The organism is Myroides pelagicus, from assembly GCF_009711055.1.
GTDB classification, from domain to species: domain Bacteria; phylum Bacteroidota; class Bacteroidia; order Flavobacteriales; family Flavobacteriaceae; genus Flavobacterium; species Flavobacterium pelagicum.
Genome location: NZ_WMJY01000002.1, coordinates 14,729 through 32,057, shown reverse-complemented (window position 1 = coordinate 32,057; position 17,329 = coordinate 14,729). Strand labels below are relative to the sequence as shown.

The window sequence follows — 17,329 nt, the reverse complement described above, 5'->3', positions numbered from 1 at the left end:
TTATTTATTAGCGATTGTACGAGCTGCTATATAGGAAGTAGTCCATGCATTTTGAAAATTAAACCCTCCTGTAATAGCATCTATATTCATAACTTCTCCCGCAAAGTAAAGGTTTTCTTTTATTTTGCTTTGCATCGTCTTAAAGTTTATTTCTTTCAAATCAATTCCTCCAGCAGTTACGAATTCATCTTTAAATGTACTTTTACCATTCACCTGAAAAGAGGCTTCTGTCAATTCCCCGGCTAATGCTTTTAACTGCTTATTGTTCAAATCTGCCCATTTAACATCAGCAGATATATCACTAGCAGACACAATGCGTTCCCATAAACGATTAGACAACTCATACAAACTTCTTTTAATCACTGTCTTTTTAGATTGCTCTTTACGAATCTCTTGCAAATGCTCAAATATCGAATTAACATCATATTGAGGTACCCAATTGACTTGAATATGGAATTGATATTGTTTATCAGCCAGGATACGTGCTCCCCACGCTGACAACCTTAATATAGCAGGTCCACTCATTCCCCAATGCGTAATCAACAATGGACCGCTAGCTTCTAATTTTGTCCCTTTCACACTTACAGTAGCAGGAGCAGCAATTCCCATTAAGTCTTTTATCCTTTTATCTTTAATATTAAAAGTAAACAAAGAAGGTACTGGCTCTACAATTGTGTGTCCTAAGTTTTCCATCTGCCCCCATATTTTAGGGTTACTCCCTGTAGTAACAACTAGTGACTCGCATTCAAAATCTCCTTTGGAAGTATCTAACTTCCAACTATTCTCTTTTTCAAAGAAACGCTGTACACTGACTCCTGTCAAAACATCAATACGCAATCGCTTTGCTTCCTTCAAAAAACAATCAATTATTGTCTGTGAAGAGTCTGTATCAGGAAACATACGACCATCTTCTTCTATTTTTAAATTCACTCCTCGATCAGCAAACCAAGCAATCGTATCTCCAGAACAAAACTGATGAAATGGCCCTAACAATTCCTTTTCGCCTCTCGGATAGAATTGAGTCAACTCTTTAGGATCAAAACAAGCATGCGTTACATTACATCTCCCTCCTCCTGAAATTCTAACCTTAGAAAGCACTTCCTTTCCTCTTTCTATAATCGCTATTTTTAGTACTTTATTTTGTTCGCCTATGTTGATAGCTGTAAAAAAACCCGCAGCCCCTCCGCCTACAATAATGACATCGTATCTCATCAATTCTCAATTTTTAACTTTTCAATATTTTAATATGCTTAAAATAAATTTACCTTTACGCCACAAAGATACTTACTTACGATCGCATACTTATCATCGTTAATTTAAGAATATGAAAAAACTACCCTATTTAGCTTTAATTGCTTTATTCGCTATGTGTAAGTCCGCTTCGCATATCAGCACACCTAAGAAAGACATTACTATAGAAGAACGAATTGAAGAAATTAAAAATGAAGATCGTTTGCCAGAAGCGGCTGATGTTATTGACTTACCAGACTATGCGCAAGTAAGAGATGATTTCCGTTCAGTTACAGAAAAAACAAAAGAAGCCTACTTAAAAGGAATGCGTGCGACAGAAGATAAGTACTCTGTTATCATTCTTACACAAGGATACAAAGGAGAAGATATCACCATAAAAAACGAGGTTAAGACCTTTTCTAAATCAATGGTCATGAGCAATCTATCTACTGGAATTGCAAAGTCTATTCGAGTAGAAAATACTGCAGATATTACAGTTTATGACAACTATACTAAAGGAGATGTAGTTATCACTACTGATCATGCTAAAATGTTTAAATTCATCTATATCATGAAAAACAATAGTGACAAAGAGACTCCTTTTAAAGTCACTTTCAGCAATACTTTACGTCCTGTGCGTTAACATAGGAAAAAGGAGATTTAGTACTTAGAATGATACAACAAACGGCTCAACTATTAAGAGTCGTTTGTAATTCTATACCTATCGAAGACTTTAAAACAGAACAAGAAATACAAGATTTCTCCACAACTCTTAAAGATACTTCTCATAGATATAGACACATTAATCAATACAGCAGATAAAGACGCATTGCTCTACCTATTACATATTCAAGAAATGAATCTCGATAACTTAGAGGTATTAGCTGACATATTAAGATCGTTTGCACTAAAAAGTAAGATAACCTGAATAACAGAAGACCCCCTATAATCAGAAAAATCCTACTTTTATACAAGTACATCTCTGATACTAATAAAAACTATGACTAAGAAAGAGATCGTAAAATAATAACCTTTCGAAAGTTATTATCTCAAAATAGCTCTTCGCTACAACACCCCCTCTTTATACCTTACAAGTAAGTCAGCAAATATTACACACTAACCTTCTCCCTACCCCAAGAAACGACAATTATTCCTTCTGAGTAATTCGGACAAATGTAATTATCCTCTGTCAAGTGGATATTACCAAAACGGTAGTTAAACACTAAATCTTCAAAAGCTATTTCCTTTATATCCCATTCCTTATGATGAATATCATAACTGAATAATTCTTCATTGTCAAAAACATATAAACAATAACGTTCTGTCAACCATAACTGCAGTGCAGTTTTTTCAACAACGGGTTTTCCAACAGTAAACTTCGCTTTGAAGAAAAATTTCTTTTCTTCATTCAAAGAAAGATATTGTCCTTTACTCCTTTTCATCTTAGCTTTCTCATATGGTAAACCAGATAATAGACGAGAAACAAATGCTGACAACCGCTTACCTGCTTCAATATTCAAAAAATATACTCCTCCTCTATTTCCATATTTAACATATGTACGCACATTCAATTCATCGAAATCCGAAATGTAAGAAACAGATGGTAAAAACTTAGGACGTATACTCTCCATCGTAAAAGGAACGATGGATATGTAATATTTCCCTTCAAAACTATCCAATTCCAGCCCTTCTGGTACTAAAGCACGCAAATCTTCAAATGGAATTTCAAAGTGCAAAAACAATAAGCGATTCCACTCTTGATAATACACCCACTCTCTTTGAGGAAGAGACCAAGGTCGATGTTCTACACTTGACAATACATCAGATATTTTACTCATAATCAATATTTTTATTAAAGATAATACATTTCAGCGCTAATTGTTAACTAACAGACTATTACTCTTAATAAGAATACCACCTAACTTTTCCAAAAAAAGTAAATTTAAAAAATAAGGGTGCCTAAATAGACACCCTCTGAGCTGACAGTCTTCCAATTTGCTCAATTGATAAACTATCTCGTTTCGTTGAATTTTGTTTATTGTTGTTTTGAATAAATGCGAATATACTAAAAACTTCTAAAACAATGGTTGTCAAAAATTCTCACAATGAACAAAACCAACAATATTTTCACAAATAAAAACTAAATAACACCAATAATCACTTAAAACACCGAAAAAAATAATATATTTTATTATAAAACATTATACTAAAATCATTAAAACACTTAATTTTAACACATTAAATACAAGCAACTAATTTATTAGTCTGTATTTAGACAATTAGAATAATATAACTCTTAACGAGTTCATTACAATAAAGCGACCTATATAATTCTAAATCTACAACACGATAATCTGAATTAGCGATATAGGGCGATGGGACAACAAAACAATTTTCTTTTCAAGCAAAGCATAGCGATCGAACATCGCTATGCTTTCATTTTATACCTATTCCAAATACAATTGTATAAAGGAGATTATCTTAAAGATTGTGTTTATCGAGGCTAGCCCAAAGACTCTGTTCATACATAAAACTGAACTAATTGAATACAGGTCAACTCTACCTTTAGGATTTTTCCTTCCTTAATTTGTTAATTAATACCCTATTGGCACAACTGAGTACAGTGATTAAACTAGTTAAAAGGATAAAACATTACGTAAATTCAGATAGTGCCTGATTGAAAAACGGGGATCTATCCTTTGAAAATTCCGTATATTTTTACATGTATTACAATATTAATCAGATACATAACATTAAAAATACATTATTCAAATCACAAAAAATCTCTTCGTATACGTAAAAACTCCCAATAACCGTTAACACACCATTCCAAGACAATCCCTTATAAATTGAACTATAAAATCATTTCCTCAAAAGACAATATAGTCTCGTATCCTTTGCTTTGAAAATACTCCTTCGGATTAGTTTCACAAAGAACCATTACAAAATCACCACCCCATCCTCCTAAGCTCTTAATAGTTCCTTCAAAATCTTCAAACAAGAGCTTTTTTATAGGCTGTATCCCTAAAACATTACTCATAATTTGCTCATGCTCTTCAACCAATGCAGTAAACTTAGCTAAAGATTTACTAACAGCCAGTTCCTTACTGATCTCAGAAATCCGTCCTATAGATTCATCGAGTAAGTTGTGATTGGCTTTAAAGTTAGCAATTGCTTCTTTACTACTTTTCTTTTGATTCAAATACACAAAATAAATAGAACTAATAAATGACGGCTGAAATGAAACCAGCTCTATTGAGGGGTTTATTGACTTTGTTAAGGTATAAAACAAACCTTGGGGATACTGCGCGCAAGCAATATCATAACCACTCCCTCCAAATGACTCATTAAGTAATTGATACGGGTTAATAGCTAACCATTGGGCTATATTATTAATCCAAGTAGAAGAAGTCCCTAACCCCCATAAACGCGGAAAAGTAAGCTTAGAAGTTACTTCAAAACCTCGAATAAGTACAGTTGGATTTTGTCTATGTGCAGCACGTAGCACTTGCACTAATGTAGTATAATACGTTGATTTATTTATTATGGTATGATCACCGGCTATATCAGTTAAATCTACCTCTTCCTCCATCCAAACCTGACCATCTACATCATAACTTACCCAGTGGATACAATCAGTCTCAGTCTCAACAATACTTAATGATTGACCAAACTTAGTAGGCAATGCAAAAGCAACCGCCCCTTCTAAGACAACGTATTCACCTGATAACAGGAGCTTCCCATTACTATAAAACTCTTTTGTCATTATTTTCTTAGACTTTCTAATAACTCAACCACAGCACTATGTGAAACAACGTGCTTTTCAAAATGAGCAACAACTTTTACACGCTCTGCATCTGTTGCTTTAAACTGATTCAGAATATTCATCAAGTGCATTTTCATATGGCCTTGTTGAATTCCAGTAGTTGTCAATGACTTGACAGCTGCAAAGTTCTGAGCCAAACCTGCGACAGCTATAACTTGCATTAATTCGGCTGCTGACGGCTTTTGTAGCATCTGTAATGCAACTTTCACCATTGGATGCAAAGAAGTCAATCCTCCTACTGTCCCTAAAGCTAAAGGTAAATCAATCCAAAAACGGAATACACCATCTTCAATACTAGCATGTGACAAACTTCTATACTGACCATCGCGAGAAGCATAAGCGTGGACACCTGCTTCTATTGCTCTAAAATCATTACCCGTAGCCACTACAACAGCATCTACCCCATTCATCACTCCTTTGTTGTGAGTAACTGCCCGAAATGGCTCTATTTCAGCTATACGAACTGCTTGAACAAACTTTTCAGCAAATAATTGAGGGTCAGCTATATCTTTTCCTTTTAGATCAGCAATAGGGCAACTTACTTCCGCACGTACAACACAATTAGGAACATAGTTTGACAAAATACTCATTACCACATCAATTTCCTTTTCCTCTTCTGTAAATTCACTGTAACTCAAAGCACCATGTTTTAACGTCTTAGCAATTTGCTCTAGGCATGAATTGATAAAATTAGCGCCCATACTATCCTTGGTCTCAAAAGTAACGTGTAGTTGATAGTAATTTGCCAAATCTTCTGTTTTATCTCTTAAAACAATAGCGGAGATACCACCACCTCTCTTCTGCATATTTTGAGTAATTGATAGAGTATCGTCTAAAAAAGTTTGCTGCAGACTATCAATGTAACTCTGTAATTTATCCTTATCTCCCTTATAAATGAAGTGTACTTGACCTATTTTTTCTGTTCCAAGTACTGTCGCTTTAAACCCGCCTCTTTCAGACCAAAACTTAGCTGCCTTTGAAGCAGCGGCTACAACAGAACTCTCCTCGATAACCATTGGAATTGTATACCAACGATCATTAATCTTAAAGTTGGGTGCTACACCAAACGGCAAGTAAAAATTTGTAATTGTATTTTCAATAAACTCATCGTGTAGCTTTTGTAGCTCCTCATCTGTATTCCAATATTGTTCAATCAGCTCAACAATATCGTTCGCATCAGAAAAATAGGTCTGAGCGATCCAATTAATTTTATCGTGTTTACTTAATTTTGAAAAACCATTAATATTAGCAGTCATTATAATCTTCTTTTAAATAACAAAGATAAAGTTTTATACGAAGGACTAAAACAAACTACACCTTTACCTATTTAAAAGTAACAAAAAGAAAAAAATAAACTATTAAAAAATCTAGCCCACTATTTATACAATTAATTATTTAAATAGCATAAAAATAACAAAAATGCATAGATAGCTAACACATTCTATTTTTTATTTATGCAACAATAATAGAACACAGATACAAGGTTAAAAAAACCAAAAAAAGAAGAATTAATAATATTTGTTCAGTGAATTGTGAATTTTATTACCAAAAGTGTGTCAATAGAATTAAGCTTTTATTGGTTAATTCTAAAAATAAATTGGTGTAAATCATATTTTTTCATTAAAATTGAAAGTTTTTTCGATTAAATACATAATGAAACACCTTAACTTTACCCTACTAATTTGTGTTATAGCATCACAAATTGGGTTCGCTCAAAAAAAGATTGAACTTACTGAAATTTGGGACGGTACTTTCCGTACAAAAGCGATGCAGTCCGTAAATGCTATGGAGCACAGTAACCAGTATGCACGTATTGAAAATACTTCAAGTGATAATCAAGGAATCAACCTATATAGTTTCCAAACCTTAGAGAAAAACACAACTATCTTTAGTACAGAAGATTTCTCTGCTATTAAAAACATAGATAGTTATGTATTTGATCACAATGAAAAGCAAATTCTCATTGGAACAAATAGCAAAGCTATCTATAGAAGATCGGCAACTGCTGATTATTTCTTGTACAACACAGAAACAAAGTCACTCGTTAAGATAGCCGACCACCCAGTAATGGAACCAACTTTTTCAAATGATGGTTCTAAAATAGCATATGCCTATCAAAACAATTTGTATATCTACAATATTGCTAATAGAAGCACTCAGCAGGTAACAGATGATGGAAAGAAAAATCACGTGATTAACGGTATTGCTGATTGGGTGTATGAAGAAGAATTCAGCATCGTTAAAATGTTTGATTGGAGTAAAGATGGTGACAAATTAGCTTATGTAAAATTCGATGAAACTGAGGTGCCGGAATATTCAATGGATATCTATGGCACAGGTCTATATCCTACTCAAGATAAATTCAAATATCCCAAAGCAGGTGAGAAGAACTCTGAAGTTACTATACATATCTATGACGTGGCGACAGCTAAGACAGCGGATGTCAACTTGTCTGAGTTCAATGATTTCTATATTCCTAGAATCAAATGGACAAATGACAACAAATACTTAAGTGCTCAAATCATCAATAGACACCAAAATGATTTAAAGCTATTCTTTATCAATGGAAATACTTTAGATAAAAAACTGATTCTAAACGAAACAGACAAAGCTTATGTTGATATTCAAAGTATTACATTTCAAGATAATAATGACTTTATTTGGTTAAGTGAAAGAGATGGCTACAACCACCTATATCACTACAACAAGGAAGGTAGACTAATCAACCAAATCACAAAAGGAAATTGGGAAGTAACTGACTACTATGGAATTGACAACAAAAATAAAACCTTGTATTTCCAATCCGTAGAACAAGGGTCTATCTATAGAGATATTTATTCTATCAGTCTTAAAGGAAAAAACAAAAAAAGACTTTCTACACAAACAGGGACAAATAGCGCTATTTTTAGCCCTAATCTTGATGTATATATCAATACCTATTCTTCTAGTAAGCACGCTCCTGTCTATACCTTAAACGACGCTAAAACAGGAAGAAAGATCAAAGAGATTTTAAATAATGAAACGCTAGAAGACAAACTTACAGCTTACAATTTACCCGAAAAAGAGTTTGTACAACTGCCAACTACTGATGGTTTACAACTTAATGCATGGGTAATGAAACCTAAAGACTTTGACCCTGCTAAAAAATACCCTGTATTCATGTATCAGTACAGTGGACCAGGTTCACAACAAGTAGCAGACAAATGGTTTGACTCAAACGACTATTGGCATATTATGCTAACTCAACAAGGTTATATCGTAGTAACAGTAGACGGTAGAGGTACAGGTTTTAGAGGTGCAGATTTCAAAAAAGTAACTCAGCTACAACTAGGAAAATATGAAGTAGAAGATCAAATAAATGTTGCAAAACATTTAGGGCAACAAAGTTATGTAGATGCAACAAGAATAGGTATTTGGGGATGGAGTTACGGAGGTTTTATGTCTTCAAACTGTTTACTTCAAGGAAATGACGTATTTAAAATGGCAATCGCTGTAGCACCCGTAATCAACTGGAGATACTACGACAGTATCTACACAGAGCGCTACATGACCACACCTCAAGAAAACCCTAAAGGCTATGATGACAATTCACCTTTCACACATGCAGATCAATTAACAGGAAAATACCTACTAATCCACGGAACAGCAGATGACAATGTTCACGTTCAAAATGCAATGGCAATGGTAGAAACATTAGTACAAAAAAACAAAGACTTTGATTGGCTAATCTACCCTGATAGAAATCACGGCATTTACGGAGGTAATACTAGACTACAATTATACACTAAGATGACTAATTTTGTCTTAAACAACTTATAAAACACAGATTTATACCACCGAAAAACAATCTTTTATAACGTACTTAATTTAAACAAACTAATAATTTTTATTTAAATGGCAGCAGAAACAGCTACTAAAGCAGGTCTTTTCGATTCGAAAGTACTAGGACACCCAGCAGGTCTGTTCGTTCTGTTCTTTACTGAAATGTGGGAACGTTTCTCATTCTATGGGATGAGAGTATTATTGATTCAATTCTTAACAGCAAAGGTACTATTTGATGATCCTTTCTCTGGTTGGGGATGGTCTGCAGAACAAGCAGGTGCACTTTACGGAACATATGCCATGCTATTATACCTTACACCAATATTAGGTGGAGTAATCGCTGATAAATATATCGGCTCGCGTTGGGCAGTTATTATTGGAGCTATTATCATGACACTAGGTCACGCATCTATGGCTGCTGAAGGTTTTTCAAAACTATGGTTTTTCTTAGGATTAGCCTGTTTAGTAATTGGTACAGGATTCTTTAAACCAAACATGCCTTCTATCTTAGGAGAGATGTACAAATCACTTCCAGAGAAAAAAGATGGTGCTTATACTATCTTCTACATGGGAGTAAACTCAGGAGCGTTCTTCGGTATGATGCTTTGTGGATACTTAGCAGAAACAGAAGGATGGCACTATGGATTTGGTTTAGCAGGTATCTTCATGTTATTAGGTACAATACAGTTTTGGTTAGCAAAACCATTGATGGGTACTTTAGGAGAATTGAAAGAAGTAAATACTACTGTTGATAAAACACCTGAACAAATAAAAGAAGACGAAGAAACTAAAAATCCATATACTACAATCGACTATGTTTTAATAGCAATTGTATCTGTAATTGGTCTATTGTATGCCTTTAACGATCCACTATCTAAAAACGGTGTATTAGACTTATTCTCTTTCTTAGATACAGATATATTGAGAGGACAAAACATTATGGCTGTATTAGCCTTAATAACTTTCTTATACTTAGTGATTTCACGTATTCTACGTTATGGAAAAATCATCAGAGATAGAATGTTTGCTGTTATTCTACTTGCTTTCTTTTTGATGTTCTTCTTTATGAGTTTCGAACAAGGAGCTACATCGTTAGTATTAGTAGCAAGAGACTATGTGGATAGAACTTTAGAAGGTCCCGCCTTATTAATTTTCAACATTATTAACACTTGTTTGACGATTATTCCTTTACTGATCATTTCTTGGGTATTAATACTATTAGCTAAAGCTACATGGAAAAAGATCGCATTATCAAATATAATTCTATTCATTTGTTTTGCAGCAATCTGGGCAATGGCCATCTATATGTTAAACCAAGAGTTTAGTAAAGAATCTTCTGAAATCACTGTTTCTTGGTTCTCAATTCTTAACTCATTCTTTATTATCGCCTTAGCGTCGTCAGTGTCTAAACTATGGGATTCTAAATACAACCCATCTGCAGCATTCAAATACGGAATAGGATTATTATTCGTTGCAATCGGGTTTTTAATCTTAGGTTTAGGTTCTATGGGAGCAAGTGAAGGAGTAAAAATGTCGATGATGTTCTTAGTTCTTACCTACTTATTCCATACCTTAGGAGAATTATTTATCTCTCCAGTAGGACTGTCTTATGTCTCTAAACTAGTACCAGGAAAAATGCTTGCATTTATGTTTGGTATGTGGTACTTAGCCCTTGCTATTGCACAAAAATTTGCAGCTATACTAGGGGGACAAATTGAAAACATCAGAGAAGAATATTCATTGAGTCACTTCTTCTTCCTATTTACTATCATCCCTGCAGCTGCTGCTATTTTAGTGATGTTAGTCAATCCACTATTGAAAAAACTAATGCACGGTGTTCGTTAAGAACATCCGTGCATTGCACAATATAAAATATAAAAACAATGAGTCAAACACAGACATTAGAAGATATTCAAAATTTTGAGGGTAAATACCCTAAACAAATTTGGAGTCTATTCTTCTCAGAAATGTGGGAACGCTTTAGTTTCTACGGAATGAGAGGTATGTTGGTTTTCTTTATGATTGACCAACTAAATTTTGGAGAAGCCCAAGCGAACTTACAATATGGAGCTACGCAGGCATTCGTTTACGCATTTACATTCTTAGGAGGTTTATTTGCAGACAAAATATTAGGTTTCCGTAAATCTCTATTCTGGGGAGGCTCAATGATGATCTTAGGTAGTATTATTCTGGCTGTTGATCCACACGCATATTTCTTCTTGGGAATTGCATTCACCGTTATCGGTACAGGTTTCTTCAAGCCAAATATTTCTACAATGGTAGGATATCTATACAAAAAAGGAGACTCGCGTACAGATGCAGGATTCTCGCTATTCTATGCGGGTATCAACCTAGGAGCATTGATTGGAGGATACTTATGTATTGCTATTGGTAAAGGTCACTTATTACAAGATACAATTGATGAAGCACACCGTTGGAGTGTTGCTTTTGGACTTGCTGCTTTTGTAATGCTAATCAGTTTAGTAAACTTCGTATTTACAAAAAGACACTTAGGTCCAATTGGTTTACAACCAAAAGAAATCACGAAAGACGGTAAGGAAATCAGAATGCCTCTATGGAAAGAAATAGGTACCTATATTCTGACTTTCGCTATGGTTCCTGTTATTGTATTTATGATTGACAATACAGACTATACTGCTTACTTTATGTATACTGTAGGTCCACTAGCTCTTATCTATTTATTCTATGAAATGACAAAGTTAAATAGTTCAGAGCGTAAAAAGATTATTGCAGCTTTAGTCTTTATCTTCTTTTCTATCCTATTCTTTGGTATTTATGAACAAGCAGGTGGATCACTAAGTATCTTTGCAGCTAAGAACCTAAACTCTGATTTGTTGGGTATGCACTTAGATCCAAATGGTGTAAATAACTCTGGAGGGGCTTTCTTTATCATATTTATTGCTCCATTATTAGGTCTTCTATGGATATGGATGGCTAAAAAGAAAATAGAACCAAACACAGTGATGAAATTCGGTTTAGGTTTTATTCTTTTAGGTGCAGGATACTATGCCTTATTTGGAACACGTTTCTTCGCAGACACAGTAGGTATGACATCACTAGACTTCTTTACTTTTGCTCTGTTAGTAATTACATTAGGGGAGTTATGTCTGTCGCCAATAGGTCTATCGATTATGACAAAATTATCGACAGCGAACTTACAAGGAATGATGATGGGAATGTGGTTCTTAGCAAGTGCATACGGACAATATGTAGCCGGTCTTTTGGGAGCAGCGATGTCTAAAACACGTTCAGAAGTACCAACTGGTAACCACCCTAATTATGATGCTTTAATCGCTTACACAGATGGGTATAAAGACTTAGGTTTATATGCCGTTATTGCAGGGGTAGTTTTAATTGCCTTATCTCCATTGATGAAAAAATTAATGCAAGAAGTAAGATAACTAATTCTATAAAAAAGTATATTTTAAAGAAGCACCTAAATAATTAGGTGCTTTTTTATGCACTTTTCTCATTGAAAAACAGAAATTAGGAAGTAACTTACACCCTTAATCAAACATCTTCTAATACGATTATGTCACAGAATAAAAAATCTTTTTTTCAAACCTTGACGTCTTTCAATAAAAACTTCTGGATAGGAAGCTTTATGGAGCTGATGGAACGTTGGGCTTGGTACGGAATTTACACCTTATTAGGTCTTTATTTAGTAGGGTCAACAGACACAGGAGGCCTTGGGTTTGACCACATACAAAAAGGAAGTATTATGGGGGGAATTGTTAGTACTCTCTATTTTTTACCTTTAGTATTTGGTGTTATAGCTGACCGAATAGGTTATAAAATATCCCTAACTATAGCCTTTATCATTATGATTATGGGGTATTACCTACTAGGAGAAGTAAGTACCTTTACGAATGTCTATCTAGCATTTTTATTAGTTGCCATTGGAGCCGCATTCTTTAAGCCTGTAGCATCAGCTATTATAGCGAGAAATACTGACGAATCAACGGGTACCGTAGGTTTTGGTATTTTCTATATGATGGTAAATATTGGTGGTTTTATTGGACCAACGATGTCTTCAGGTTTACGTACAACTTATGGCTGGAAAATAATCTTCATCCAGGCAGCAATCGTAATTTGTATCAACTTATTAGTACTGCTTTTCTTTTACAAAGAACCTAAAACAGAGAAACCAAAAGATTCTATTGGTAAAGCAATCAAAGACTCTATTATGGGGATTTTTGAAGCGTTAAGAGATGTAAGGCTTGGAGTACTTTTAATCCTAATGGTTGGTTTTTGGACAATGTTTAACCAACTATTCAATACTTTACCAAACTTCATTGAAGATTGGGTAAACTCAGCTGCATTGAGTGGCTGGTTAAATGAAAATATTCCTTTCTTAGGACGATTAATGACACAAGATGGACAAGTAAAACCTGAGTGGTTTACTAACATCGACTCGTTTATGATTATCATTTGTCAGGTGAGTATCTCATACTTCGTTACAAAAATGCGTCATATCAATGCCGTGATCAGAGGAGCTATTATTGCTAGTATTGGAGTTGGACTTACGTTCTATACCCACAATCCCATATTTACAATTATAGGCACAATGGTTTTCTCTATTGGAGAAATGATGTCTAGCCCTACGGTATCCTCATTTATCGCCCTAATTACACCAAAAGGTAAAGAGGGACTTTATCAAAGCACTTACTTTTTACCTGTAGCTGCCAGCTATAAAGTCACAGAATATATTTCTGGAAACCTATATCAATCATGGTCAGATAAACTTTCTCTACTAAAAACAGAGATGACTGGAAGAGGTATTAAAATGCCTGAAGTAGTTACCCATGAACAATTCATAGAACAAGGAGCTAAAGCATTAAATATGCCTATTTCAGCATTTGAAAAACAATTCAATTTAAAAGCTGAAAACGTAGATTGGTCAATAGTCGCCCAATCTTTTAAAGATTTTGCAACCACTAAAAGCATAGACATCAGCCAAGTACACTTACCTTTCTCTAAGAATGAATATTTTGCACTTGCTGAACAAAAACTAGGTATGTCCCATTGGGAAATGGTAGATATGTTATGGAATACCTATAACCCTAATAAAATATGGTACGTTATTTTTGGTATTGGAATATTCTCAGTAGTAACACTTATGATCTATGATAGATTAATCATTCGACCATTAGAAAAAAGGAGTAAATAAATAATTTACACGATAATTATACAAAAGCACGCTAATAGTTAGCGTGCTTTTTTTCAAATATATCCAAAAAGTTCTATCTATACATAAAACTTTATGTATCTCCGTTTTCTATTAAAACAAGGATATAGCAAGAACACAAGTAGTCAATCGCAAAACATATCTAACTATCATACAAATCTTAAAAATGTAGTTCTACCTTATTTCCTAAGAAAAATATTAATTTGCTACCCTTCTCACGTCAAACAGATATTCATACCCTCTTATAAATCACGCTATCGAATACTTTAGTCAGCCTAGTTTTTTAAAAACAGTTCGACTATTGTAACTAATCATTTCCCAACAGACAATCTTATCCCAAACTTTCTTGACCTATACGTGCAGTATTCCTGCACTTTCCTTGCCAAGAACCTGCTTCTGGGCTCGTAAACTGCACGTATTCTGCACGCATTGCACAAGCTTGGCAACAAAAGTCCTTATTTTAAAATCACTATACCCTAAAACAAATGACTTTTTATTAGAAAAAATCCCCTATTTAGTATCATACTAATACCATAATAGACAAAATAATAGCTTTTCGAAATGTAAAAAGGATAGTATGTCTTCTACTTTATTTATTTCATCATCAGTTCAACAATTAACAGCAGTATTTGCAAGGCTTTATCCTTTACCCTTGTAAACCTTCTTCAATTCACCTTATTTTTGGTACTTCTACCTAAAGTACATCAAAAAATGCTAGCACACTTCCCTTAGTCTCCCCTATTTATTAGAAACTAATATTGGTACGGTAGTTCTCGGACTCACTTTTCACACTAAATTATTAGGATATTTCTAGAATTGCAAAATACCTCTACAAGTATTTTGTATTAGTCCTTATGTAATACAAATCCAATAGAGCTAAACGAGCTATTTTCTCATTTTAAACAATACAAATAGCTATTGCTTTTACTTGACACATGACTCTTACGATTGCTTTTTATGAGATAAGACTAGCATAGACTCATCTCTAAATAGTATTCAAACCTGTCTCATTCACACAAATATATGTCTTAAATTTTCAAATAATCTTTACTATTAACTTTAATTTACTATTTTTAGAGCCTTGACAATCAAAATAAAAAGACAAACCTTAAAACATGAAATAAATAATGAAAGTAGACACTAAGACACAACCGGACTTTTTCGACAGCAAAGTCCTTGGTCACCCTTCTGGATTATTCGTTCTATTCTTTACAGAGATGTGGGAGCGATTCTCCTTCTACGGAATGCGCGTATTACTTATTCAATTCTTAACGATGTCTGTAATTGGACTTAACCCCGGTTGGGAAATGAACATGGTAGATGCCAGTGCAATCTTTGCTACCTATGCCTTACTATTATACATTACTCCCATCTTTGGAGGAATCATAGCGGACAAATATATTGGCTATCGTTGGGCTGTAGTCTTGGGATCTTTAATTATGACTTTGGGACATGCTTCCATGACACTAGAGACTGAATTCTTTATGTATTTAGGCTTAATACTACTAGTAATAGGAACTGGGTTCTTTAAGCCAAATATGACTTCTATCCTATCTGAAATGTATAAATCTTTTCCTGAGAAAAAAGACGGAGCTTATACCATTTTCTACATGGGAGTGAATGCCGGAGCTTTCTTCGGAATGATGTTATGTGGATACATTGGTGAACGCATTGGGTGGCACTATGGTTTTGGACTAGCAGGTATCTTCATGCTTTTAGGAACATTACAATTTTGGTTAGCCAAACCAATTTTTGGAAACATTGGAGATGTTCCAAACAAAAACATTCAGATTGCAGAAGTAAATGAAGAGACTTTTGCTAATGCTGTTGAAGAACCAGAGGAGAGCAAGAAGCGCAACCCTTTTACAGTCACAGATTATATACTTATAATCATTACTTCAATTATTGGATTTTTATACGCTTTCGATGATGCTTTCTTTATCGTTGGACAAATACGTTTATTTCCTGAAACTATCTTAGGGTATGATGGAAAAACAGTCGTAATCTTAGCTGGACTATTAATATTTCTCTATTTGATTATCTCTCGTATCATTCGTTATCCAAGAATCGTAAGAGATCGAATGATTGCAGTAATTGTATTTGCCTTCTTCACCATTTTCTTTTGGATGTCTTTCGAACAAGGAGCTACTTCACTAATTGTATTTGCAAGAGATAATACACAGCGTATACTGTCAGGAAATGCAGCAACTATATTTAATATTTTCAATATTCTATTGACTGTAGTACCGCTAATTATTATATCGTGGGTGCTAATTTTATTGGCTAAACAGACTATCAAAAAAGCATTTATTTCAAACATCGTTTTGGCAATTACTTTTATTGGTGTTTGGGGTACTGCAATTTGGATGTTGTCACGTGATATGTCGTCAACCACATATGAAGTTACATATTCAGCAATTAAACAACAAATACTAGATGATAATCAAAAGCCTGTAGTTGATAAACACAACCAACCAATTTATGAGTACATTGCTTTATCTGCAGCAAATCAACCAAAAGAAGGAGATAATGTAGTCAAGCATACAGCTAGTATTTCTCAATTGGAAACTTATGAAATAGGTCAACCTGTTGAAATATACAAAGAACTAGGAAATTACAATATCTTATCTAATAAGCAAAAGGACCTTTTAATTAGCGAATTTGAAAAAGCAGATAAACAAGCAACAATCGTCCAAGCAGAAGTTACTGCCCTTAATGACAATCAGATAGAGATCACAGCTTCTTGGTTTTCTATCCTAAACTCATTCTTTATTATCGCATTAGCTTCTCTAGTATCAAAACTATGGGATTCAAGGTACAATCCACCAGCATCTATTAAATATGGATTAGGATTAATTATTATGGCTATTGGTTTTGGGATTTTAGCTTATGGATCACATGGTATCACAGAGGGCACAAGAGTCTCTATGATGTGGCTTGTATTCGCTTACTTCTTCCACACCTTAGGTGAGTTATTCTCCTCACCTGTTGGACTGTCCTATGTATCGAAATTAGTACCTCCAAGAATGATTGCTTTAATGTTTGGAATGTGGTATCTTGCCATCGCAATAGGAAATAATCTAGCAGCCAAATTAGGAGGGCAAATTGAGGTGATTACTGAGAAATACTCTCTTTCAGTATTTTTCTTAATTTTTACAGTAGTACCAATTATAGCAGGTATTTTGGTTATTGCATTAAACCCAGTGCTTAAAAAATTAATGCACGGAGTAAAATAACATTAA

The 17,329-nt window shown here is 34.2% G+C and carries 10 protein-coding genes; 6 read left to right on the top strand and 4 right to left on the bottom strand.

Translation table 11 applies throughout. The annotated features are described in order from the left end of the window. Window positions 1–1,212, bottom strand: coding sequence for a BaiN/RdsA family NAD(P)/FAD-dependent oxidoreductase (locus GJV77_RS01185; RefSeq protein ID WP_155034534.1), 1,212 nt, complete (start codon window positions 1,210–1,212; stop codon window positions 1–3). Between the two features lie 112 nt (window positions 1,213–1,324). Between GJV77_RS01185 and GJV77_RS01180 the strand changes: the two genes are divergently transcribed. Further along, complete coding sequence (locus tag GJV77_RS01180; RefSeq protein ID WP_155034533.1) at window positions 1,325–1,873, top strand: hypothetical protein; 549 nt, start codon at window positions 1,325–1,327, stop codon at window positions 1,871–1,873. A gap of 466 nt (window positions 1,874–2,339) precedes the next feature. Here the strand turns inward: GJV77_RS01180 and GJV77_RS01175 are convergent, their stop codons facing one another. The 3 genes from GJV77_RS01175 to GJV77_RS01165 all read right to left on the bottom strand — a co-directional run bounded on the left by GJV77_RS01175 (window position 2,340) and on the right by GJV77_RS01165 (window position 6,312). Next, window positions 2,340–3,068, bottom strand: coding sequence for a YqjF family protein (locus GJV77_RS01175; protein WP_155034532.1), 729 nt, complete (start codon window positions 3,066–3,068; stop codon window positions 2,340–2,342). 1,016 nt (window positions 3,069–4,084) lie between these two features. Further along, window positions 4,085–4,996: a GYDIA family GHMP kinase gene (locus GJV77_RS01170; protein WP_155034531.1), complete on the bottom strand. Its 912-nt coding sequence runs from the start codon at window positions 4,994–4,996 to the stop codon at window positions 4,085–4,087. Further along, the gene (locus GJV77_RS01165) at window positions 4,996–6,312 is read right to left on the bottom strand and encodes a hydroxymethylglutaryl-CoA reductase, degradative (RefSeq protein WP_155034530.1); all 1,317 of its coding nucleotides are present in this window, start codon (window positions 6,310–6,312) and stop codon (window positions 4,996–4,998) included. Before GJV77_RS01165 ends, GJV77_RS01170 begins: the two co-directional genes overlap by 1 nt. A gap of 397 nt (window positions 6,313–6,709) precedes the next feature. Here GJV77_RS01165 and GJV77_RS01160 point away from each other — a divergent pair, with 397 nt between their 5' ends. From GJV77_RS01160 to GJV77_RS01140, 5 genes are all read left to right on the top strand, one after another. Beyond that, entirely contained in the window at window positions 6,710–8,875 is a 2,166-nt protein-coding gene (locus GJV77_RS01160) for a S9 family peptidase (RefSeq protein WP_155034529.1), read from the top strand. Window positions 8,876–8,950: 75 nt separating this feature from the next. Next, window positions 8,951–10,723 carry a peptide MFS transporter gene (locus tag GJV77_RS01155; RefSeq protein ID WP_155034528.1) on the top strand — a complete coding sequence of 591 codons (1,773 nt, stop codon included), beginning with the start codon at window positions 8,951–8,953 and terminating at the stop codon, window positions 10,721–10,723. Window positions 10,724–10,761: 38 nt separating this feature from the next. Further along, window positions 10,762–12,300: a peptide MFS transporter gene (locus GJV77_RS01150; RefSeq protein ID WP_155034527.1), complete on the top strand. Its 1,539-nt coding sequence runs from the start codon at window positions 10,762–10,764 to the stop codon at window positions 12,298–12,300. A 131-nt stretch (window positions 12,301–12,431) separates the two neighbouring features. Beyond that, window positions 12,432–14,069: an MFS transporter gene (locus GJV77_RS01145; RefSeq protein WP_155034526.1), complete on the top strand. Its 1,638-nt coding sequence runs from the start codon at window positions 12,432–12,434 to the stop codon at window positions 14,067–14,069. Window positions 14,070–15,214: 1,145 nt separating this feature from the next. After that, window positions 15,215–17,323: a peptide MFS transporter gene (locus GJV77_RS01140; protein ID WP_155034525.1), complete on the top strand. Its 2,109-nt coding sequence runs from the start codon at window positions 15,215–15,217 to the stop codon at window positions 17,321–17,323. The last annotated feature ends 6 nt before the right edge of the window (window positions 17,324–17,329 follow it).